Below are 22409 nucleotides of genomic sequence, written 5' to 3' on the forward strand. Positions count from 1 at the left end.
CCTAAAAATTTAGTTATTAAGTAATAAGTCAGGTTCCTCAATATTTTTAACTATTCTATACATTAAGCCAAAATATTTTATTCTTGAAAACTCTACTACCTTACTCCCTACTCCTTACTGCCTAAAAATTTAGTTATTAAGTAATAAGTCAGGTTCAGGAATATTTTTAACTATTCTATACATTAAGCCAAAATATCTTATTCCTAAAAACTCTACTCACTATTCCCTATTCCTTACTCCCTACTCCCTATTCCCTACTCCCTTCTTTTAAGAAAAATCTAGAGGTGGTAACGCTCCTATTTTTGGTTCTATATCAGATAAGTCTGGATAAATAAATGGGGGAATTTCTTGATTTCCCAATTCTTTGAGATTGTGAATATTTTGATGATTAGTTACAGGTAAGTCTAGAATAATCCTACTATCTCTATATCCTTCTTTTATATCTTGAATCCAAGTTTTAATAATTGTTTGTAAGTGCATATCATTAATTTCAGAGTTACTTTGGCTTTCTAGTTCATTTTTAATTTTATTACATACTGTTGGGGTAAAAAAAATTGTTGGCTGGTCTTCATAATGTTGTTCTAAGTCTACAGTATATCTATATTGTTGATTGGTGTTTTTTTCAGTGAGATTCAGGGAATATTTTACCATAATAATTTCAACTAATTAAGTGTAACAGCATCTATCGCCCAATTATTATTTGCAGAATTCCTGATTAAAAATAAATCTAGAGATTGAGTAATATTTTCCCCAGATTTTTTTGTATATTTTACTTGTATATTTATTGTAGATGTGTCTGTACCTGTATTGGTTGGTTCAACATTTTGAATCACAATATTACTTATAGCTGACCACCAGTCATAATAAGAATTATAACCATCTGGATGTAGTTGTTTATTATTCCTAAAACTTGATGATAATTGATTCCAAGCTTCCTGATATTTACCTTGATTCAGATTAGAATAATAATTTTTTACTGCTTCTTCAGCAGAAGCTTTAGTAGGAGTTTTTTCTGGTATTGGTGTTGATGGAGAATCTGATTTTGCGGTTTCTGAACTAACCACAGATGGTTTTGGTTTTGGCAAATTGCCTAAACTCATTTCTAAATTAAATTGTGAGGATTTAGTAGGAGTTGAAACTTGTATAATGTATTCTCCCGTTAGAGGTAAACCAATAGACATTTGTTCTCCCGAAATAGGAGAATCTTGCTGTGTCGTTATGATTAATTCTCGCCGTTGTAATAATTTAGTATCTGGGGCAAATATCCAAATACAAACATTGCTGGTAATTCTATAGTTAAAATCTTTGCCTGTTCTGGCATAAAATTTATATCCAAGTTGTTTTTCGGAGTTAACAGTATCCGATATAGTAATTATATTTTCAGTTAAAGATAAAGATTTACTTTCTGTTTTTCCCAGACGAGTTTTTGGTTTTTGTGCGCATTCTACAAAGGTAGGAGTGGGTGATGTACTAGGTAAATATAATTGATTTTCAGGAGTAGAAAAGTTACTACATCCATAGATGATTGAGATAGTCAAATATAGTAGTGATTTCTTCATATAGTAATCCTAAATGATTTGTCAGAGAAAGCTTTAGGGGTTTGGTTGACAAATCCCATTTATGGGCTTGGTTTGCAGACCAAACCCCTACGATAAAATCTTACAACTTATGCGCAGATTGCTATATATTGATTTGTGGATAAATTGGTAAAAAATTAGGGTTTGCTCTTTTGACTAAGTAGACTTAATTAGAAGTAAATAATTGATTGAATTTTTATTATTTCCACATTTATACTCAAAGTTGATTTTTTATACTAATACGCTAAGATGATTATATCAACTCAAGTGTTTAATGAGGTGATAGTTGCCATGGCCAAGCATTGGCTGCTGCAAAGCTTCCCTAACAAAATCTCAAAATGTAGATGTTTTGGGTGAGGTTTTAGAAACCCTGCCCATCTACACGCCGGGGTAGTTCATTGTTATATAGTCTTTCTTATACCAATGTACGCAATAACTTTAGTAAAATTGATTTTACTAAATGATTACCGAATAATTAATAATTATTAATTATTAATCAAATAATTCAGGTTAAAAGCATCCCCTTGAAAGGGAAAAAAAAGTGCTCTTGAATTTCCTTATATTCAATTCTGTTACGGTTTTAACGGCTAGGTAATTATCCATTATCCATTATCCATTAATGAAAGGTGATTTAATTAAAAAGGCAAATAAGTTAAAAAGGGAAGGTAAGTTGAATGAGGCGATCGCCACTTATCAGCAAGCAATCAACATTAACCCCTGTTTTGCTTGGTATTATCAGGAATTAGGAGATGCTTTAGCAAAAAAAGGTAATTTAGACGAAGCTATCGCGCAATACTGTATTTCACTGGAACTGAAACCTGATTTGAACGACAGCTATAAAAATTTAAGAAAACTTTTACAAGTACAAAATTACTCGCCATTATCTATTGCTAATTTAGTTAGCCGCATGAAGGAAAGTTCTTGTCAAAACAACATTTTACCTTCTCGAAAAACAGGTATGGCTTCTAATAGTTCGTTGAAATTAAAGGAAACAAAGGTATTTGGTATTGGCTTGGGTAAAACAGGAACTACAACTTTAGAAGCGTGTTTTAAAATCCTGGGTTACAAAAATTTTAGTTGGCATACAGTAAATCGATATAAGCTGGTCAAACAAGTTAAATTGAATGATTTTACTGACGTTTTTTCACTTTTAGAAAACCACCAAAGCTTTAGAGATTATCCTTTTCCTTTTATTTACAAGGAATTAAACCAAAAATGCCCTAATAGTAAATTTATTTTAACAGTTAGAAAAGATTTTCAAACATGGTTTATAAGCTTGGTTAATCACTATAATAAGAGGATGGAAATGGAAATTTGGTATGATATTCTATACGGCAATAAATATGTTGATGACGAAAACTACTACAGGAATTTTTATGAAAACCATAACCAATTAGTTATCGATTATTTTTCTGCATGGCAGGATAAATTAATAATAATATGTTGGGAAAATGGAGATGGGTGGGATAAACTGTGCCAGTTTTTAAATAAAGATGTTCCTAATGTTCCCTTACCTCATAGGAATAAAACTTAATCCTTAGTTACAATAAAAGTTGCCACAAAAGACTGCTCCTTATTCCTGGTCTAATTTGCCTCTTGCTGATACCAATTAACTTTAAAAATGTCACAAATAGTTTCAAAATTTAGGTGTGAAATAATTCCCTGAAATTACTGTAGCATCAAAGTTTTGAGCAGACAAAATCTTAATGCATGACTTCCTGTCTCCTGTCTCCTGTCTCCTCCTTCAAATTAATTATATATAGGTACTTAATATGGCAAGATTTCAGAAATATTTAGTTAAATTTGCCCTTATACTTTGCATCAGTTTACTATCAGTATTTCTTCTTTCTCCTGTCCAAGCTGAAGATGGAGCAAGTCTCAAAGTTCCAGTGGTATTAGATGGTCGAGAACTTCTAGAAATAGGTTCTTTGGGAAAAGTGACAGCTCAGGAACGAGCTGAATTTATCACATCAACTTTAGAGTCCGCCTTAGCTGATAGTATTGAACGGGGAAAACCTCCAGAGGTCAAACTATTTCGCTCTAATCAAAATGTGGTATTGAAAGTTGATAGTCGCCCCTTAGTGGAGGTAGAAGAAGATACCATCAATTCTATGTACTCAGAGATGCAGGCGCAAATGTGGCAGGAACAACTACAGCAGGGTTTGGAGCAAAGTTGGCGAGAACGTACACCAGCTTATACCCGTTGGGCAGTCAAAATTCTGACAATTGCCTTTGTGACTACCCTGTTGCTTCAGGGGGGCCTGGTATTACTATTTCGTTACATTCTACGCCTGAAGATAAAAAATCCTCAGAGACGCTGGCACTCTTTACAGTTATTAGTTTTGCTATTATTGCAAGTGGGAGTATGGGCGACATTTATCAATTATGGAGTTCAATTATTTCCCATAACTAGAGCTTGGTTTTACGAGATTTTTCAACTTTTAGACAATACATTTAATGCCAGAATGTTTCAATTGGGAGAAGAAACCATTTCTCTCAACCGAATATTAGCGATCGCCTTAACTATCGCTGCACTTTGGGTAGGAGTAGGTTGGTTTGTCGGTATTCTCAAATCTCGCTTGCTCCCCCTCACAGAAGCAGAAGCTAGTCACCAAGGTACAATTGCTTTTTTTGTCGAATACGGACTACTGTCTGTTGGGACGCTCCTCATTCTTAATGCTGGAGGAGTAGACTTTCAGTCTCTAGCTATTCTACTTGGGGCGCTGGGTATAGGTATTGGTTTTGGATTACAAAATATTGTTAAAGACTTTATCTCTGGGTTAATTTTAATTGTCGCTCGTCCGATAAAAGTGGGAGAGTTGGTTCAAGTTGGAGAGTTTCAAGGTTTAGTTCAACGTATCGGTGCCAGAACTACTGACATTTCCAATATTGAACGCTACATTATTACTATTCCCAATTCTCGCTTTATTGAAGGAGAGGTTCTCAACTGGAACCGTAGCGGTATAACTAGAGTCAAAGCTTATGTGAAAATTCCCTACGGAACAGATATTGATTTTGTCTACAAGGTTCTACTCGCTGCTGCACAAGTAGAACATCCAGATATTCTCCGCCATCCTCCCCCCAAGGTAAAATTTCGGGAATATACAGAGGATGGGTTGCAGTTTCGGGTGGTGGCATTTATCCGCGATCCTCTTAAGCAACCAAAAGTAAGAACCCACCTATATAACCAGATAGAAAGATATTTGCGAAAATATGGAGTAGAAGTTCCTCGCCCTCAACAAGACCTACATCTCAAAGACCTCGATCCAGAACTCTATGCTTGGGTGCGATCGCAAACTCCTGTAGAATATCGACCTTTACCTCAAGAAATTCCAACTATTGAACCTCCTTCTAGCAAAGAAGAGTATGACTGGGAGGCAATATCTAGTGCTATGGGTGGAGAGAATGGAGTTTCTATCAAAGATCGACGATTTCAGTTTAAGCTATTTAAAAATGTCTTTTTAGGTTCGGAAGCAGTAGAATGGTTAATGATTAATGAACGAGCTACCAGGGAAGAAGCAATTCTGATGGGTGAGTTAATGTTACAACAGGGGATAATTCACCATGTTTTCGATGAACATAATTTTAAGGATGAACCTCTTTTTTATCGATTTTATCATGATGAAGTTGAAGTCAATATTAACACTAATTCTAATAGCTCAGAGAATGAAATTGATTCAAATCTACAAGATGATTCTGATGGATAAGGAGGAGTCAGAAGTCAGATAAAATCCGATAGTATTGGTATTATAAAACGGTACATAAGTCAGATAGGCGAGGTTGGATTGGCAACGTACAGAAGTTAAATTCGCAGCACGGACTATATTTGAGGAGAGCGAGAATGTCCGCGCCAGTAATGGGGACTTCTATATCTTTATTAGTCACCGAAAAATTGGGTAGTTACGCCTCCTCTTTTAAGAGGATAAAAAAAAGAATATTCCGTATTTTCAATCCGGAGGCTTTCCTACGGAATGCTGCGCAAACAGCTAGAGGTACTGAAAACTGAGAACTGAAAACTGAAAACTGAAATGACAGGGACATATCCTGTAAAGTATTTTAATCACCTTTATGATCGGAATAAGTTGCGCTAAAGCACTGGAAGAATATTTGGGGTGCTAAAGCACAACTACAAACAAATATTTTTTTATAACTATTTTTGATAACTAATAATCATAATCATTCCAAGTAGATAATTTTTCTGCTACTTGCTCTACTCTTGCATTTTCAGGTTCCACATCCAAAACAGCAAGACTTCTATCAACTACACTGGCTACTCCGAATCCAACATAAACTACTGTAGCAATAACTGTGAAGGCTGCCATGCCGATAACTGGAACTACAGATTCTGATTTTGATTTATTGGGAGTCATTTTATATTATCCTTTCTGTTCTGAATGTATGTTTTCACTATATCTATGACATATCCGTATTTTTACACACCTTATAGCTTTTTATAGCAGTTTGATAAGTGTTTGCTACAAATCTCTGTTGCCTGTTGCCTGCTGCCTGTTGTTTGTTGCCTAGAAATAGAGTTTTGTAGCATTCTTTTTTCGGTACTTGTATTATTAGGAATAAGTAATATAGCAGTTTTCAACGGGCGTGAGGTACATCAATGATCCCCCTAAATCCCCCTTAAAAAGGGGGACTTCCAGTTCCCCCCAACTCATCGGGGGGTTAGGGGGGGATCGAAAGAACTGTACCTTACTAGCCTGGGAAATGCTCTACCATTTCTCAAAAACTTAGTCTACATTTTCCGATTGCAGGGGAGTAGGGGAAAAGTAAAAATAAGAATAATTAATACACCACTGGCTAACAATTATTAAAAAGGTAATTCGGCCTTTTTTTATTACTTAATAATTGCAGTATCGTCAAGTATAGCATTAATCCATGATAATTGGTATAACCCCTTTCACACCAAAAAACATCAAATTTTCAAATACTATATATATAATTATCTAATGTTACAGTGAATCTTTACTAAATCTTAATATATAATTGAGTGTAATGATGGAGTCAACCAAAATAATTACTTTCTGCTTCAATATTTAGAAGTGGGGTTGAGCAGGAAAATACAATAAATATTTGATGGAAAGAAATAAACAGGACTTCACTCTGAAGCTATTTGATTAAGTATTATGTGATTAAATTCCTCCTCAGACAAAATTTAATCATGTATTTTGTGACTAATAAATAATATTTATTGAGACTTTTAAGCACAGTTATTTTTATAAATATCACAACACTATTCTGTTCAAAATACAAATATAAGTCATTCTTAATATTTGTGTTCATAAAAGTCACATATATTTAACATTCATTACCATTATTTAAACATTTATTTACCGAAATAATTAATAATTAAACAATTAAATAATTAGATAATTCACGCCTTGAAGCCTCCCCTTTCAAGGGGAAAAAAATAAATATTTTCCTTATTTGTCAATCCTCTCCCTAAAAGGGAGAGGTAATTATCAATTATCAATTATCCATTATCCATTAATGAACAAAGCATAACTTATCTAGACAAATATTTTAACTAAGTTGAAAACTGACCACACGATTTAAACTATTTCATCTGGTAATAACTTTCAACCTTAGCAAAAATTTAACTAGATTCATCAAAGGTTCTAATTACCGGATAATTAATAATTAATAATTATTAATTAAATAATTGAGGTTAAAAGCCGACCCTTGAAAGGGGAAAAAAAATAATTTTTTTCCTGATTAGTATCAATCCTCTCCCTTTTAGGGAGAGGTAATTATCAATTATCAATTATCAATTATCAATTATCAATTAATGAACCTGCTAGTTCTTATAAAAAATAGACTTTACAACTGATCCAGACTACCTTAAAATCAATGTAAATTTAAACCAATATCACCTAATTAACTATGTCCAAAAATAAAAAGAATGGAACAGAAACTCCTGTAGAAAAAAATCTCAGTAACCCACAATACTACTTTAATAGAGAATTTAGTTGGTTAGAGTTTAACCGTAGGGTTTTATCTGAAGGTTTAGACCCCCGTACTCCCCTATTAGAACGTTTAAAATTTTTAGGAATTTTTAGTTCTAATTTAGATGAATATTTTATGGTTAGGGTAGCAGTTTTGAAAAAACAAATAGAAGCTGAAGTACATAAATTAACACCTGACGGTCGTACTCCCCAAGAACAACTAGATGGGATTAATCAAAGACTATTACCAATGGTTTCTTTACAACACCAATTCTTTGAGGAAACCTTACGACCAGAATTAGGGAAAAATGGCATTTATATCTTCAATTATATAGACCTAAATCAAGAACAAAAAACATATCTACAAAACTATTTTGAAGAACACATATTTCCTGTACTTACACCTCTAGCTATTGATGCTAGTCATCCTTTTCCTTATTTATCTAATCTTAGTTTTAACTTAGCAGTAATGCTAAAAAATCCAGATACTCAAGAAGATTTATTAGCTAGAATTAAAGTCCCGAAAATATTACCTCGGTTTTTGCGGTTACCAGAAAAATTGCAACAAATACAAGAAAACACTCACACTATAAATTGGGTAGGAGTTCCTCTCGAACAAATCATTGCTCACAATTTAGGTTCTCTATTTCCTGGTATGGATATTCAGGAATATCACCTATTTCGGATTACTCGTGATGCTGACTTAGCAGTGCAAGAAGATGAGGGTGATGACTTACTGTTAGTGATTGAGAAAGAACTACGAAAACGGCGTATAGGTGGTACCGTAGTTAGAATGGAAATTAACCCAACAATGCCAAGTAAATTAAAAAAGATATTAATGGAAAAGTTGGAGTTGTCTGAAAAAGATGTCTACACAGTAGATGGATTACTTGATTTAAAAGATTTAATGTCATTCTTAGGGTTGCCGTTGCCTAACCTTAAAGATCCAAATTGGGGATCTACTATGCCACCACGGTTACGAAATTATAGTGATGATATAACAACTCGTGACCTGAATGAGAACAATGGAATTGACTTTTTTGAGGTAATTCGCCAGAAAGATTTATTGGTACATCATCCATATCATTCTTTTGCAAGTACGGTACAAGGTTTTATTACCCAAGCAGCACACGATCCTAATGTATTGGCGATTAAGATGACTCTCTACCGTACTTCTGGAGATTCACCTATTATCAATGCTTTGATTGCAGGGGCAGAAAATGGCAAACAAGTAGCAGTATTAGTGGAATTGAAGGCAAGATTTGATGAAGAAAATAATATTCAATGGGCGCGGAAGTTAGAACAATCTGGCGTTCACGTTGTTTATGGTTTAGTAGGTCTGAAGACTCATACTAAAATTGTGATGGTGGTGCGTCAGGAGGAAGATCATATCCGTCGTTATGTTCATATTGGTACTGGTAATTATAATCCTAAGACCGCTAAACTTTATACTGATTTGGGTTTGTTGAGTTGTCGCCCAGAATTAGGAGCAGATTTAGCAGATTTGTTTAATTTCTTGACAGGATATTCTCGGCAGCAGTCTTACCGGAAGTTGTTGGTGGCGCCTGTGAATATGCGCGGTCGCTTTATTAAACTGATTCGCCGAGAAATTGAGAATTGTAAAGATGGAGATACAGGCCGTATTGTGGCGAAGATGAATTCTTTGGTAGACCCTGAAATCATTGCTACTTTGTATGAAGCGTCTCAAGCAGGAGTGAAAATTGATTTGATTATTCGTGGTATTTGTTGTCTGCGCCCGGGTTTAGAGCGTATCAGTGAAAATATTAAGGTGGTGAGTATTATCGGGCGTTATTTAGAACACTCTCGGATTTTCTACTTCCATAATAAAGGTAAAGAGGAGTTGTATATTGGTTCTGCTGACTGGATGCCTCGTAATCTTAATCGTCGGGTTGAAGCTATTACACCTGTGGAAGATCCTGACAATATGAAAGAGTTGCAAGAGATTCTGGGGATTTTATTATCTGACAACCGCCAAGCTTGGGATTTACAAGCAGATGGTCAGTATATTCAGCGTCGTTCTAATGATAATTCTCCTGAACTTGGTTCCCATAAAATTTTGATGGAAACTGTAGCGCATAGTTAGGCATAGAGAGAATTTAGGGATGTTCTATTGAATGTCCCTACTGGTAACCTAAAGTTTATATATTTCAGAGCGATCGTCTCCCAACCTACTTACTCTCCAAATAATCTCTCCACCGAAACCTCCAAATCACTAAACGCCAACGGTACAATTACTCCCTGACTCAAAATTTCTTGGGAATTATAACCTGTATTAGTAGGAGAACGAAATACCACAACTTCCCAATTTTGCAAATTAATCACCCAATATTCTGGTATACCTGCCGCAGCATAAATATTACTTTTCACTTCCAAATCTTTACTCAAAGTAGAATTGGAATATTCTATCAACCAAAATATATTTTCTGGATAGGGGTGATGTTCGCGATAATTTCTACCTAAACGTTGTACTATTGCAAGATCGGGTTCCGCTTCAGAATCACTCTGTGACAAAGTAATAGGTTTACCTTGACGTACCTTAGCACGTTCCCCTAACAGATATATCAAATATTCTCCCGCTTCATCACTGGTATAAGCATGAAATTCTCCCTCCGATGGCATTTCTACAATTTCTCCATTCAGTAACTCCACACGGCGGTCTACTAATATTCCCGCTGCAATCATCTGATGATATTCTGTAACTGTCCACTTGACAAGAGTCAAAGTCATGGCGATCGCTCCTTTTATAACGCAAGTCAAAAGTCAAAAGTCAAAAGTTATCATTGACTGAGTTTGAGCATTTATAAACGTTTGTGCCCTTTGCTTCGACTGCTATATTTGATTATTTTATTATACTAAACAGCCTTTGTTGGATGAAAGTATATAGCTGCCACACTTATTCCGCATATCTAAAATAATGTGCGGAAACTGCTGTAACTATTGTCCAATAGATGAATATAAGATCAATTTTGAAATTTAAAAGGCTAAAACCTTTGCCTGTAAGAGCTTTTAAGTTTAATTTACCAACCCTTACTATTGTCCAATAGATGAATAGAGCATCAATAGTGAAAGAGAGCAATATCTCTGCGCAATGGATACTCTATGGCTACTTTCATGCAACAAAGTCTACTAAACGCAATAAATATTTTTCAATAATTGATAATTACCTCTCCCTAAAACGGATAGGATTGAATAAAAGGAAAAATTTTTTTGTTTCTCCTTGAAAGGAGAGGCTTTATACCTTGATTTTTCGGTAATAAATGGTAGAAGTAAGGAAGAGGGAATCAGAAGGAGTAAATTCTATTCCCTATTCCCTTAACTAATAACTGAAATGACAAAAAGAGAATGTCCGAAATGTCACACTAAATTTAAACTGCCTTCCATATCTATTCCTATCATATTGCCACCAACGGATAAAGATTATGAGTGGGTGGACGGTAGTGAAATAGTGACTTGCCCCCATTGTAATGCTACTCTCATAGTATGGGTTCGCGAATATCTTGAAGAAGATAAACAAGAAATCGGTGAATTACAATTCTTAGATGATGGCAAGGAAGATAAAAAGAAGAAAAAGAAGAAAAAGAAGAAAAAGAAGAAAAAGAAGAAGAAGAAGAAGAAGAAGAAGAAAGAGTAGTTTGTGACTTAGATTATATGATGTTTATGACACAGAATACCTACAATAATTAATAATTAATAATTAATAAGTAATAAGTAATAAGTAATAAGTAATAATTACCTCTTATTATAAAGAAGAGGTAAGGCGCTCAAGAAATTTTTTTTCTTTTTTATCCATAACATGGAGAGGCTTTGTACCTTGATTTTTCGGTAAATAAAAGTCAGTTTGCTGAGAATTGACAGCTAATACCTAAATGCTTACAGAATACCATAGAAAAATATGGTTAGAATAATAAACTTGAGTAGATATTCCCCAATAATTTACACAAATGAATTATATGGACATCATAATTATCAATTTCAATAATTTATGCAGAATCTTTGTCAAGTAGAACACATAAAAATATATATTATACTTGTATGAAGTTATAATTTAATACACCCGAAAAATTTTATATTTTTATTATTTTTTAAGTAGCAACTTTGACTATATAATGTATAAATATTTGGAGTCAATTCTGACAAGTTTTCATTAACTAAAGCATAATTACTACCAGGGGAGAAATAAACATGAAGAATCAAGATTGGTTGTTGACTGGAGACGGTCAATGTCAACCTTGTAAAACTGTGAATGAATGGAAATTATTAAGAGAAAATTATAGATTTTATAGATTTTTAACAGAACTTGAAGATACCTTAAAAGATGCTATAGATGAAGCTAGTTGTTTGCCAAAAATTAGACTGTTAGTCCGACAATTTATTACTAATTCATACTGGCTGCAAACTCAAGAGCCAGAACCTTGTGAAAAAACAGGAATATCTGTTATTTTATTGTATGATGAATTAGGATTTCCCCTCACAGTACAAACCGTAAAAATTATGCCAGGAGCAATTTCAACAATTCATAATCATGGTACTTGGGGAATAGTAGCAGTATTAAAAGGTCAGGAAAAAAATACTTTCTGGAAACCTAGTCCTGACCCAGAAAATAAATATAAAATTGAACTATCTGGAGAGCAAATATTACAGCCTGGAGATTTAATTAGTTTCACTTCTGATGCTATTCATAATATAGAAGTAGTTGGAGATGAACCTACATTTACTTTTAATATTTATGGTGAAACAAAATCTTCTGAAAGGTTTGAATTTGACCCAGTTGCTCAAACGGCTAAAAAGTTTTGAATAAGGAAGGAAGAAGAACTGTACCTCAATACCTCAGTAATATCATGTCTGGATAATTAGTGATAAAAAAACTTGCTCTTCCTTATATTTTAAAGCTTTCTCCTCTTCCCTCTTTACTCCTCCCTCATTATTTATTGATTTATAAGTATTAAACCAGACATGATATAACTTGAGAGTAGTATTGACATCCTCCCGATGTTGCTCTACAAGAAAACGCGGGATTCCCATCTATAAATCGAACAGACTGTAGGGGCGAATGGCCATTCGCCCCTACTCGAAAGACTCAGGGCGAGTTGATACCTTAAGGGAAGTCTTACCAATGGATAATTAGAGATAGTTTTCATTATTCATTATCAATTATCCATTAATAGTTATCCATTATCAATTATCCATTATCAATTATCCATTATCAATTAATAATGTCTAATCCTTTACTTTCTCTCAACTATGAACCTGCCATTGAATCTTTAGGCGGTGACTATTATGATGAGGTACTTGCTGCTGAATTTCCTCAACATATTTTGCGATTTCGTAATGATAAATTACTCCCGAAGATAGGGCTAAATTCTCAAAATGTTAAGGATGAAGATTTTACTGAAGCTTTTGGTAAATTTCATTGTGTCGGACCTTTTTTAGCCCTACGTTATCACGGTTATCAATTTGGTGAATATAACCCTTATTTGGGAGATGGTAGGGGTTTTCTTTATGGTCAAGTCCGTGGGGTAGATGGTGAATTATATGATTTTGGTACTAAGGGTTCGGGTAGAACGCCTTATTCTCGTAGTGCTGATGGTAGACTTACTCTTAAAGGGGGGGTGCGGGAGGTTTTGGCAGCCGAAATGTTGCACCGTCATGGGGTTCGTACTTCCCGATGTTTTAGTTTAATTGAAACTGGGGAAGGGTTATGGCGTGGGGATGAACCTTCTCCTACTCGTTCGTCGGTGATGGTGCGTTTTAGTCGTTCTCATATCCGGTTTGGTAATTTTGAAAGATTACATTTTTTTAAGCGCCCGGATTTAACGAAAAAGTTATTAGACCATGTGATTTATTGTTATTATTCTGATCTGAAGGAAGAGAAGGATAGCTATTTTTTATTCTATTCAGAGTTAGTAGAAAGAGTTGCTAAGTTAGTTGCTCAATGGATGGCTGCTGGATTTTGTCATGGTGTATTAAATACAGATAATATGTCAATTACTGGGGAAAGTTTTGATTATGGTCCTTATGCTTTTATTCCCACATACAATCCTAAATTTACAGCAGCTTATTTTGATTATTCTGGTCTTTATCGTTACGGTCATCAACCATTAGTTTGTAAGTCAAATTTACACCTACTTCAAGAAGCATTAGCTGCAGTTATTGAGCGGAAGGATATGAGGTCAGCGTTAGAAAAGTTTGATGATTTTTATCTGCATGAATATCGGCAATTAATGATGAGGAGATTCGGGTTTGAAGAGTTGCCTGAAGACAATGCAGAAAAGTTACTTCAGCTAACCATAAAAATGTTAACAGATTCTCAGATTGGATACCACGATTTCTTTTACGAATTGAGACAAAAGTTTTCTCCCCAATGGCGTGATGATATTAGTCAGATTTTTGCTGATTTTGAACAGCCAGAATTAATAGAACAATGGCGACAATATTATTATCATCTTTTGCAGACTTATTCTGATAATGAATTAAAAGAAATGGCGAAAAAGTTACAACAATATAATCCGCAACAAAGTTTAATTAGACCTGTAATTGAGTCAGTCTGGGAAGCAATTACACTAGAGGATAATTGGCAGCCATTTTATGATTTATTGCAGCGAATATATGATTGAAGAAGGAAGAAGGAAAGAGTAATATCATGTCCGGATGAACAGTTATAAATAATTAGGGAGGAGTCAGGAGCTAGAAAGGAACTTTTTCCGCGTCAGGATTGACACTCCACGGACTGAAAGTCGCGTGGATTCTTAAGCGGAACAAATTTGCCGGACTGAAGTCACGTCAAATTTGACCCTTAATGGCATAGCCAAAGATGCCTCTAGTCTGTCCGGGATAAACCCATTCAGGTTGCTTTTTAATCCAATGTTGGCTGCACCGTTAGCATCGGCATTTATCAATTTTCCTTCCCTAGTTTTGTACAAACCACGCTTGACTCGTTTACCACTGAAACTATATTCGGTAGGATTGTCAGCATTATAAATAGGGATTAAATCACCATCTAAAAAGCTAGCTTTAGAAGTATAGGATTCTTCCTGTTCTTTGTATGTTAACCCGTATCTATCACACATAGCTTTTAGCTTTAGTCTAAAACTGTGGTGCGGTATTTGTACAAACTTTTGGTTAGTTTTTTTGCCTAAATTGATATTTTGCTTCATGCCCGGATTAACACCTACAACTATAGTAGATATTCTATTTGTACTACACCAGTTGATTAAGTACCTAGTTGCTTTATTCAGGTAATCTCTAACTTTATTATTCCGATTTACAGTAATGCTAATTTGTTTTTTGGTTAAGCCTTTAATACCCTGTTTATCTTTTATAGATTGCAATCTAGAATTCTCTTTGTTGTACCACTGGTTGATTGATTTAAGTTTCCTACCGTCTAAAATAAACGATGACCCAGTGTTTGATACACAAGTGGCTAGATTGTCTAAACCAAGGTCGATTGCTATTACATTATCTGTTTTTACGGCTGGCTCTGTCTCCTCTTCTGTAATAAATTCAACTTCAAAAAAACTGGCATCAAATCTCGGAATTATTCTAACTTCCTTGAGATTCTTATCTACCAATCTCTCAGGAAAAGGGATTTTTACTGCACCATATTCTACCTTGAATTTCTGAGACATTGGAATATTGAAATATCCATCTTTTACCCTAATTCGAGGTATTATCAAAGGAAAGTAACCCTCTTTTTTGAGGTATCTAGGCATTCGTATTTGTTCAAACCGATATAGACTTTCTTTGGCCTTCTGAATTAAGTTGAAAAACGACTTAAAAGACCTGTCTACCACTTTTAAAATTTGCTGTGCAATATCAGTTTGAAGTAACTGGTAATTTTCATTTTCTTTGCAGTAATGGTAATTTGATTCATACCTTAGATATCCGCCCTCAGAGAAGTAGAATTGTCGCACAGAATACAAGCCGACATTGTACATATTTTTAGATAATCTGCACAATTGTCTTAATGCTTTGAATTCGGTGCTGGACAAATTTCTAATTTTGTTCTTTTGAGTTAGGTACATAACTAAGATTTCGCTGTATAATATCTATATTAGCGAAACAGTCTCGAATTGTCAACACGACTACGGGTTAAAACCCGTCGAGTCGCTTCCATCCCGCCGTTCAAACTAGCGGGTTTCCCACGTACCGACTTTTTGTGATGAGTGGAAATAGGTCTGATTTACACATTATAAACTTAGGAATTTCATACCGTGTTTCAGCAACGCCATCTTTTGGTGTAGCACCCCTGTGCCTACCCTAGTTAATGATAGGGGGCAACCACAGGGGGATTGCCCCTACAAATTTCATCCTGTGATATCAAATCCGGTAGTATCGGTATAAAAAAGCAGAGAAACCGGGTTTGTATCAAATGCCCTAGTACGGACGTTGCATAACAAAAATGCGTTTTCCGTTCCGGAATGCTCCGCAAACATGTCGCGCAGCGATACGTCCCTACCATTAACCTCCCACAAACCCGGTTTCTCATAACACTCCGAAGCAAAATGATCAAAATGAAGGGTGGATATCTTCATAATTCGATCACTAAATCTACAGGACTAACATTACAGTAGTTTCGGAGGCGCGTGAGGTACAAAGTTTTACCACTTTAGTAAATAGGGAAGACAGATTAGTCTTCAACTGTACCTCATTATCCTAAAAAGTCCTGTAATTGATTGTAGCTTAAGATAGTATTTCCATCACCAAAAATGAATTCTTCAAACTTTTTGGTAGTCATGGTAATACCATCTAGTTCAAACATAACCTTATTGTTATTAGCACCGAAACTGATATTATCAAATTCCTCTATGTTGTAAGAGCTAAGGCTGAGTCTATCATAACCGTAACCACCATTTATTTTAGCGTCACCGAAACCTTCAACAAAGTCTTTCCCATTACCCATGCTGATGTTGACACCACCTCCAAAACTCGAGGCTTCTACTCTATCAGCTCCATCGCCCATAGAAATTTTACCGCCAAAAACACCGTAAGAATCGCTTCCACTTGCCTCGCCAATTAGAGTATCAGCTCCATCACCCATCTTAATGTGGCTATCAAAAATACCGTAAGATTTGCTTCCGCTGGCCTGACCAGTTAGAATGTCCTTTCCATCTCCGGTACGAATCTCGCCACCAACAATACCGTAAGATATACTTCCGCTTGCCTGGCCAGTTAGCTTATCTTTTCCATTACCCATCTTAATCTCGCCGTTGGTGTTGTCAATAGCGATCGCTTTGTCCTTAACCTGGGCAAAAGCATTGGCAACAGACAGAGCCAATGCTTGATTTCCCGGAGTGCCACTCGACAAAGCAGACGCTGCACTTTGTGACAAGCTCGCAGCACTAGAAGTAGCTGTAGCAGTGATAGTATCCTTACCACCAGCCGTAGTAATTTTGCCATTTTCATTGTTAATACCTCTGGCAATGATGGTTGCCTGAGAGAAACTTTGAGCAATTGCTCCAGCGAAAGCTGTGAGACCATCTGAAACAGGGGCTTCGGCAACAGCCTCGACGATGGCTGAGGCATCTGCTATAGCTGTGGCGACTGCTGCCACAGAACCTTCGGTGCTGCCATCAATACCATCGCCACCCTGACCGTTGTTAATTTCGCCACCAGAGTTATCAATACCATCGGCAGTGGAGCTAAGTTTTATATCGGCAAAAGCCTCACTAATAGCAGCAGTATCAGCAGTATCAGCAATAGCTATGGCTTGAGATACTGTTTGTGCTACAGCAGAGACGCTCGATGTTGCGCTACCTTTTAATAGATCGCGTCCTCTTCCTGTCTTGATAACCCCATTGTTATCAATACCCTTGGCAGCAACATCAACGCTCGCCATCAATGCGGAGTCAATACCATAGTTGATGCTGTTTTCGGCTCCTGTTTGAACAAGCACTCCCCCAACAAAGTCACCATATACAGAGTCAGTACCAATGAGCTTATCAGCTCCCCCACGTGTTTTTATAATAGAGTTGTTGGGGTTAAAGAGTGTCATCCCCGGATCAATTTTATTAGAGCGTCCATTAAACTTTTCTTGACTCAAGTCTAAACTTGTCATTAACAATACCTCTCAAAACGATAAATTAAAAACTAGAAGCAGTCCATACCAGATCTCTTACGTTGGTGCTTATAACGGTTTTCACAAAGGTAGACTAAAGAAATAAGGATAAGTATGTTTGCAGTTTTATAAGTTACAGCCCTGATCGTTGTATTCTATGTTAAGTTGTTAAGTTAATAAAAACCGCTATCAACATTTTCTGGTTGAAAAAATCCCTGTTTGGGTAGCATAACCTAGGAAAAGTCAGTCTAGACAAGGGAATAACATTCATGCCCTTAAGAAGGCTGTTTGCGCACTATTGTCCATAAAAAAATTCGCCACAAAAGAATTTATGCCTTTTTGAACTAAAAACCTATACCTATCTATATTTCAGTCTATTTGTCTAAGTCCTAGGGTGTTTGAAACAACTTAACTTTGTGTTTGTTTTTTAATATGACTACATCTTAATCCAGAATAATTAGGGAGTAGTTGCCAATTTGGCAGATTTATTGGATGAAGTGATACCCAATTCAATTCTACTCTAGTTACCATGCCAAATATGTTATCCTTTTACCATAAACTTTGCTAGACTTCAACTTTCTATTTATAAATATTATCTATTAACGTGATGTAAATTTTTAATATAGCGTTTCTCAGGTTAATGAGGTTGAAAAACTGTTTTTTCATTTGCTAACATATACTCATATAAGCTAACAAAAACTATATGAATTATGTTCCACTTAGGAAGGCTGTAGAAATACTTGGCTTACATCCTAATACCGACACGCAAATATGGAGATGAAGGCAAAATCAAAATCATTAAAAATGAAGCAGGGCAAAGATTGTACGATGCAAAATCCTACATCATGGGAGCAGCTAGAGCTTCCACTATTTGCTACTGCCGAGTCTCATCAGCAAAACAAAGAGACGACCTCAAAAGACAAGTCGAGTTCATGCAAAACCACTATCCCGGAGCTGAAGTCATCAAAGACATCGCTAGCGGGCTCAACTTTAAAAGAAAAGGTCTTATAGCCATACTGGACAGAATCTTGCAAGGAGATAAGCTCACAATTATTGTTGCCTGTAGGGACAGACTCACGAGATTTGGATTCGAGCTTATACAATATTTGTCTTCCCATCTTCCCATCTTCCCATCTCCTCCAACTATGCTATATTATCTTTTCTTGTAGTTAGGTATCAATATTCATACTCCTAAAGTTATGGTGAATTTCTTTGTGACAAATAATTGTTTCTTCGCCTATTCTCTATTCTCTATTCCCTCCATACCTATTCCCTACTCCCTTTTTTACTGTAACGACCTTTTTTGAATTTGGTATAAGTACCATTATTCCTTCTTCAAGCAAGAAAGTCATTCAGAGTAAAATAAAAAGTTGTTCCTTCTCCTACTTGAGAATCACAGCAAATTAAGCCTTTATGACGATGAATAATTCTTTTGACAATTGACAAACCAATACCAATTCCTTGAAACTCTTCATCTGAATGGAAACGCTTAAAAGGAGTAAATAATTCTTCAAAATTTTCCATACTAAAACCTGCTCCATTATCTTTAATAAAATACACTAAATCTAATTTTTGCTCACATAATTTTTTGTCTTTATAATATAAAGAACATTGATTAATGATTGGCTCTAAATTTTCTTTTTCTGCGAATAAAACTCCAAATTCAATATAAGTAACATCTTTTTTAGATGAATATTTCCAAGCATTACTAATTAAATTATCCAAAGCAATTGTTAAAAAGTTTCGATCTACTTTAGCTATAACATTAGATTGAATTACTAATTCTACTTTTCTTTGTGGTTCCCTCCTTTGGAATTTAATTAATATGTCTTGAACTATATTACTTAAATCCATTACTTCAAGGTTTATAGCACTTTTTTTAACCTTTGACAATAGTAGTAAATCTTTAATAATTTGCTGCATCCTAGCAGTTGATTCAGAAATTATATCAAAAAGTTCTGGAGAGTTTTGAGTGGAATGATTATGATTTTGATATTCTGCTTGGAGAAAATCAATTAATGATTCAATATTGCCTAATGGATTCCGTAAATCATGAGCTACACTATAACTAAAAGCTTCTAATTCTTTATTAGTTTCTTCTAGGGTTAATTCTAAGTTTTTCCTTTGTGTAATATCTCTAACCGTAATCGCAAAACCATCTCCTAATTTAACCGCGATGAAATGATACCATTTTCCTTCTCCTTGGTTATTATAATAAACATCTTGCTCTAAAGATTTTCCAGTTTCTACCACATTCACAAAATCATTAAATAAATTATCATTAATTCTATCTAAAAACTTTTTCACCACTAATTTACCAATTAAATCTTGTGGTTCTTGATTAAAAGCTCTAGCAATAATTGGATTAACAACTAAACAAGAAAAATCAATAATATTTCCTGTCCTCTTATTTCTCAATGCTGCTAGACCAGCAATTCCATCAAGAGCAGAATTTAAAATGCTAGAAATTAAAGCCCTAGATTGATATAAAATAGCTTCTGCTTCTTTGCGTTGTCTAATTTCTGCTTTAAGATTATCTTGTTCTATTTTTAATAATTTTCTTTCTTCTTCTAATAGTTTTTTTTGTTTTTTAATTGTTAACTGACTTTTGATTCTGGCTAAAACTTCTTCTTCTTGAAAAGGCTTAGTTATATAGTCTATTCCTCCTACTTCAAAAGCTTTTACTTTATCAAAAACTTCATTTAAAGCACTAATAAAAATCACAGGGATTTCCTTGGTTTTAGGATTCGCTTTTAAGGATTCACAAAGTTGATAGCCATCGAGTTCAGGCATTTTAATATCTAATAAAATTAAATCGGGAATATCAGTTTCTATAGAAAATAATGCACTTTCCCCATCAATGGCTTTTCTTACTTGATAATTATTATTTTTTAAAAGAGTCGCTAAAATTTTTAAATTTGGTAGGTTATCATCAACTATTAAAATAATTCCTTCTGAATTTTCCTTTGATATAGTATTCATAGTTTTATGGTTTATAGCAATTATAAATAGGTTTTCATTAATGGATAATGGATAATTGATAATTATCTCTTCCTTTTAGGGAGAGAATTGACACAAAGGGGGAAAAGATTTATTTCTCTTGGTCGATTGGATATGGTGTTTCGCTGCGCGACATATAAAGCGTTAGCGTTAGCGCAGCTCCTCTGCAAGAGGCAGCTCCTCTGCAAGAGCGGGAAACCTCCCCATCCCATCCTAACAGAATGCTCCGCAAACGACCGCTTTTTTCCCTTGAAAAGGGAGGCTTAAAGGCGTGAATTATCTAATTATTTAATTGCTTAATTATTAATTATTTCGGTAATATTTTATCTGACAGGGTTTGGAGACCAAACCCCTACAGTTTTTTTCACGAATCATTTTTTATGGAGTATAAGCGATCGCTTGATTGCGCCCTTCTTGTTTGGCGATATATAAAGCTTTATCCGCCATTGCAATTAGAGCATCTGGTGAACTTTCTGAGCTGGGGATGATACTAGCAATACCCATACTAGCGGAGACAATTGAACTTACCTGGGATTTTTCATGGGGAATTGCTATTTTGCGAATAGCTTGTTGGATAAGTTCAGCGATCGAACTTGCCCCTTGCTGATTTGTATTAGGCAAAAGAATCACAAATTCTTCACCCCCATAACGAGCAACCAGATCGTAAGAATGATTTAAGACATTCTTTGCAGCTTCGGCAACTTGCTTTAAACAATTATCTCCAGCTTGATGTCCGTAAAAATCGTTATATAATTTAAAATAATCCAGATCGAATAATATCAGAGATAAAGGTTGTTTTTCTCTTTGACAACGTTCCCATTCTTTCAATATAGTTTCCTGAAAAGTACGACGATTAGCAATTCCTGTTAATCCGTCTATAGTTGCGAGATGATTTAGTTCTAATTCTAGCTTTTTCCTTGCTGTAATATCTCTGACAGTAATGGCAAAACCATCACCTAATTTAACGGCAATGAAATGATACCATTTTTGCTCTTGTTTATTGTTATAAGTAAAGTCTTTTGCTAAAGGTATTCCTGTTTCTACGATTTCAACGAAGGCGGAAAATAAATTAGGGTCAATTTTATGAATAAATTTTTTAAACACCAATTTACCGATTAAATTCTCAGTTTCTTGATTAAAAACTTCTGCAATCAGAGGATTAACTAATAAACAGCGAAACTCCTCAATCTTTCCATTTTTTGTATTTCTGACTGCTTCTAGAGCGGCAATCCCATCCAGGGAACTATTAACAATACTAGAAATTATTGCCCTAGATTGATATAAAATAGCCTCTGCTTCTTTGCGTTGTCTAATTTCTTCTTTAAGATTATCTTGTTCTATTTTTAATAATTTTCTCTCTTTTTCTAATAGTCGTTTCTGTTTTTGAATTGTTAACTGACTTTTGATTCTGGCTAAAACTTCTTGTTCTTGAAAAGGCTTAGTTATATAGTCTATTCCTCCTAATTCAAAAGCTTTAACTTTATCAAAAACTTCGTTTAAAGCACTAATAAAAATTACAGGGATTTCCTGGGTTTTAGGATTAGCTTTTAAGCGTTCACAAACTTGATAGCCATCGATTTCAGGCATTTTAATATCTAATAAAATTAAATCAGGAATATCAGTTTCTACTGCAATCATAGCATTTTCTCCATTAATAGCTTTTTTGACTTTATAATTGTTGTTTTTTAAGAGGATTGCTAAAACTTTTAAATTGGAAATTTGATCGTCAACAATTAAAATTGTAGCTTCTAAATTTTGTTTTGGTAAATCATTAGATTTAATCATAATTAAATTTTGAATATA

General features: G+C 34.8%; 15 protein-coding genes. 7 read left to right on the top strand and 8 right to left on the bottom strand.

The genetic code is table 11. The features are described 5' to 3' along the window. Positions 1 to 267: 267 nt before the first annotated feature. Both ACP6PK_RS24045 and ACP6PK_RS24050 read right to left on the bottom strand, forming a co-directional pair. Positions 268 to 651, bottom strand: coding sequence for a hypothetical protein (locus ACP6PK_RS24045; protein ID WP_426563313.1), 384 nt, complete (start codon positions 649 to 651; stop codon positions 268 to 270). An 11-nt stretch (positions 652 to 662) separates the two neighbouring features. Next, positions 663 to 1559, bottom strand: coding sequence for a hypothetical protein (locus ACP6PK_RS24050; protein WP_426563315.1), 897 nt, complete (start codon positions 1557 to 1559; stop codon positions 663 to 665). 637 nt (positions 1560 to 2196) lie between these two features. On the opposite strand from ACP6PK_RS24050, the gene ACP6PK_RS24055 reads away from it, so the two are divergent. Beyond that, positions 2197 to 3111, top strand: coding sequence for a sulfotransferase family protein (locus ACP6PK_RS24055; protein WP_426563317.1), 915 nt, complete (start codon positions 2197 to 2199; stop codon positions 3109 to 3111). A gap of 238 nt (positions 3112 to 3349) precedes the next feature. Then, positions 3350 to 5284, top strand: a complete 1935-nt coding sequence (locus tag ACP6PK_RS24060) for a mechanosensitive ion channel domain-containing protein (protein WP_426563319.1) — start codon at positions 3350 to 3352, stop codon at positions 5282 to 5284. Positions 5285 to 5740: 456 nt separating this feature from the next. Here ACP6PK_RS24060 and ACP6PK_RS24065 read toward each other — a convergent pair whose 3' ends face one another. Then, positions 5741 to 5947, bottom strand: a complete 207-nt coding sequence (locus tag ACP6PK_RS24065; RefSeq protein ID WP_426563321.1) for a hypothetical protein — start codon at positions 5945 to 5947, stop codon at positions 5741 to 5743. Between the two features lie 1522 nt (positions 5948 to 7469). Here ACP6PK_RS24065 and ppk1 point away from each other — a divergent pair. Beyond that, entirely contained in the window at positions 7470 to 9635 is a 2166-nt protein-coding gene (gene ppk1, locus ACP6PK_RS24070; RefSeq protein ID WP_426563323.1) for a polyphosphate kinase 1, read from the top strand. 89 nt (positions 9636 to 9724) lie between these two features. On the opposite strand, the gene ACP6PK_RS24075 is transcribed toward ppk1, so the two are convergent. Beyond that, complete coding sequence (locus ACP6PK_RS24075; RefSeq protein ID WP_426563325.1) at positions 9725 to 10309, bottom strand: Uma2 family endonuclease; 585 nt, start codon at positions 10307 to 10309, stop codon at positions 9725 to 9727. A gap of 571 nt (positions 10310 to 10880) precedes the next feature. Between ACP6PK_RS24075 and ACP6PK_RS24080 the strand changes: the two genes are divergently transcribed. The 3 genes from ACP6PK_RS24080 (at position 10881) to ACP6PK_RS24090 (ending at position 14166) form a co-directional block, all read left to right on the top strand. Beyond that, on the top strand, positions 10881 to 11183 hold the full coding sequence (locus tag ACP6PK_RS24080; protein ID WP_426563327.1) for a hypothetical protein: 303 nt from the start codon (positions 10881 to 10883) through the stop codon (positions 11181 to 11183). 551 nt (positions 11184 to 11734) lie between these two features. Then, positions 11735 to 12346, top strand: a complete 612-nt coding sequence (locus ACP6PK_RS24085; RefSeq protein ID WP_426563329.1) for a cysteine dioxygenase family protein — start codon at positions 11735 to 11737, stop codon at positions 12344 to 12346. 419 nt (positions 12347 to 12765) lie between these two features. Beyond that, positions 12766 to 14166, top strand: a complete 1401-nt coding sequence (locus ACP6PK_RS24090; RefSeq protein ID WP_426563331.1) for a protein adenylyltransferase SelO — start codon at positions 12766 to 12768, stop codon at positions 14164 to 14166. 132 nt (positions 14167 to 14298) lie between these two features. Here ACP6PK_RS24090 and ACP6PK_RS24095 read toward each other — a convergent pair whose 3' ends face one another. Next, positions 14299 to 15573: an RNA-guided endonuclease InsQ/TnpB family protein gene (locus tag ACP6PK_RS24095; protein WP_426563333.1), complete on the bottom strand. Its 1275-nt coding sequence runs from the start codon at positions 15571 to 15573 to the stop codon at positions 14299 to 14301. Between the two features lie 626 nt (positions 15574 to 16199). After that, a complete protein-coding gene (locus tag ACP6PK_RS24100; protein WP_426563335.1) occupies positions 16200 to 17606 on the bottom strand; it encodes a hypothetical protein in 1407 nt (468 codons plus the stop codon). A gap of 845 nt (positions 17607 to 18451) precedes the next feature. On the opposite strand from ACP6PK_RS24100, the gene ACP6PK_RS24105 reads away from it, so the two are divergent. After that, positions 18452 to 18775: a recombinase family protein gene (locus ACP6PK_RS24105; RefSeq protein WP_246844624.1), complete on the top strand. Its 324-nt coding sequence runs from the start codon at positions 18452 to 18454 to the stop codon at positions 18773 to 18775. Between the two features lie 166 nt (positions 18776 to 18941). Here ACP6PK_RS24105 and ACP6PK_RS24110 read toward each other — a convergent pair whose 3' ends face one another. Both ACP6PK_RS24110 and ACP6PK_RS24115 read right to left on the bottom strand, forming a co-directional pair. After that, complete coding sequence (locus ACP6PK_RS24110; protein WP_426563337.1) at positions 18942 to 20588, bottom strand: response regulator; 1647 nt, start codon at positions 20586 to 20588, stop codon at positions 18942 to 18944. 396 nt (positions 20589 to 20984) lie between these two features. Next, positions 20985 to 22391 (bottom strand): diguanylate cyclase domain-containing protein, encoded by a 1407-nt coding sequence (locus ACP6PK_RS24115; RefSeq protein WP_426563339.1) that lies wholly within the window; start codon positions 22389 to 22391, stop codon positions 20985 to 20987. Positions 22392 to 22409 lie beyond the last annotated feature (18 nt).

It is taken from the genome of Dapis hubbardiae BLCC-M172, from assembly GCF_050016015.1.
Taxonomy (GTDB): Bacteria; Cyanobacteriota; Cyanobacteriia; order Cyanobacteriales; family Microcoleaceae; genus Trichodesmium.

Coding starts and splice junctions, on each gene's coding strand:
- ACP6PK_RS24090 (WP_426563331.1), top strand. CDS start 12,766: ATGTCTAATCCTTTACTTTCTCTCAACTATGAACCTGCCATTGAATCT.
- ACP6PK_RS24095 (WP_426563333.1), bottom strand. CDS start 15,573: ATGTACCTAACTCAAAAGAACAAAATTAGAAATTTGTCCAGCACCGAA.
- ACP6PK_RS24065 (WP_426563321.1), bottom strand. CDS start 5,947: ATGACTCCCAATAAATCAAAATCAGAATCTGTAGTTCCAGTTATCGGC.
- ACP6PK_RS24060 (WP_426563319.1), top strand. CDS start 3,350: ATGGCAAGATTTCAGAAATATTTAGTTAAATTTGCCCTTATACTTTGC.
- ACP6PK_RS24050 (WP_426563315.1), bottom strand. CDS start 1,559: ATGAAGAAATCACTACTATATTTGACTATCTCAATCATCTATGGATGT.
- ACP6PK_RS24115 (WP_426563339.1), bottom strand. CDS start 22,391: ATGATTAAATCTAATGATTTACCAAAACAAAATTTAGAAGCTACAATT.
- ppk1 (WP_426563323.1), top strand. CDS start 7,470: ATGTCCAAAAATAAAAAGAATGGAACAGAAACTCCTGTAGAAAAAAAT.
- ACP6PK_RS24085 (WP_426563329.1), top strand. CDS start 11,735: ATGAAGAATCAAGATTGGTTGTTGACTGGAGACGGTCAATGTCAACCT.
- ACP6PK_RS24105 (WP_246844624.1), top strand. CDS start 18,452: ATGGGAGCAGCTAGAGCTTCCACTATTTGCTACTGCCGAGTCTCATCA.
- ACP6PK_RS24100 (WP_426563335.1), bottom strand. CDS start 17,606: ATGACAAGTTTAGACTTGAGTCAAGAAAAGTTTAATGGACGCTCTAAT.
- ACP6PK_RS24080 (WP_426563327.1), top strand. CDS start 10,881: ATGACAAAAAGAGAATGTCCGAAATGTCACACTAAATTTAAACTGCCT.
- ACP6PK_RS24045 (WP_426563313.1), bottom strand. CDS start 651: ATGGTAAAATATTCCCTGAATCTCACTGAAAAAAACACCAATCAACAA.
- ACP6PK_RS24110 (WP_426563337.1), bottom strand. CDS start 20,588: ATGAATACTATATCAAAGGAAAATTCAGAAGGAATTATTTTAATAGTT.
- ACP6PK_RS24055 (WP_426563317.1), top strand. CDS start 2,197: ATGAAAGGTGATTTAATTAAAAAGGCAAATAAGTTAAAAAGGGAAGGT.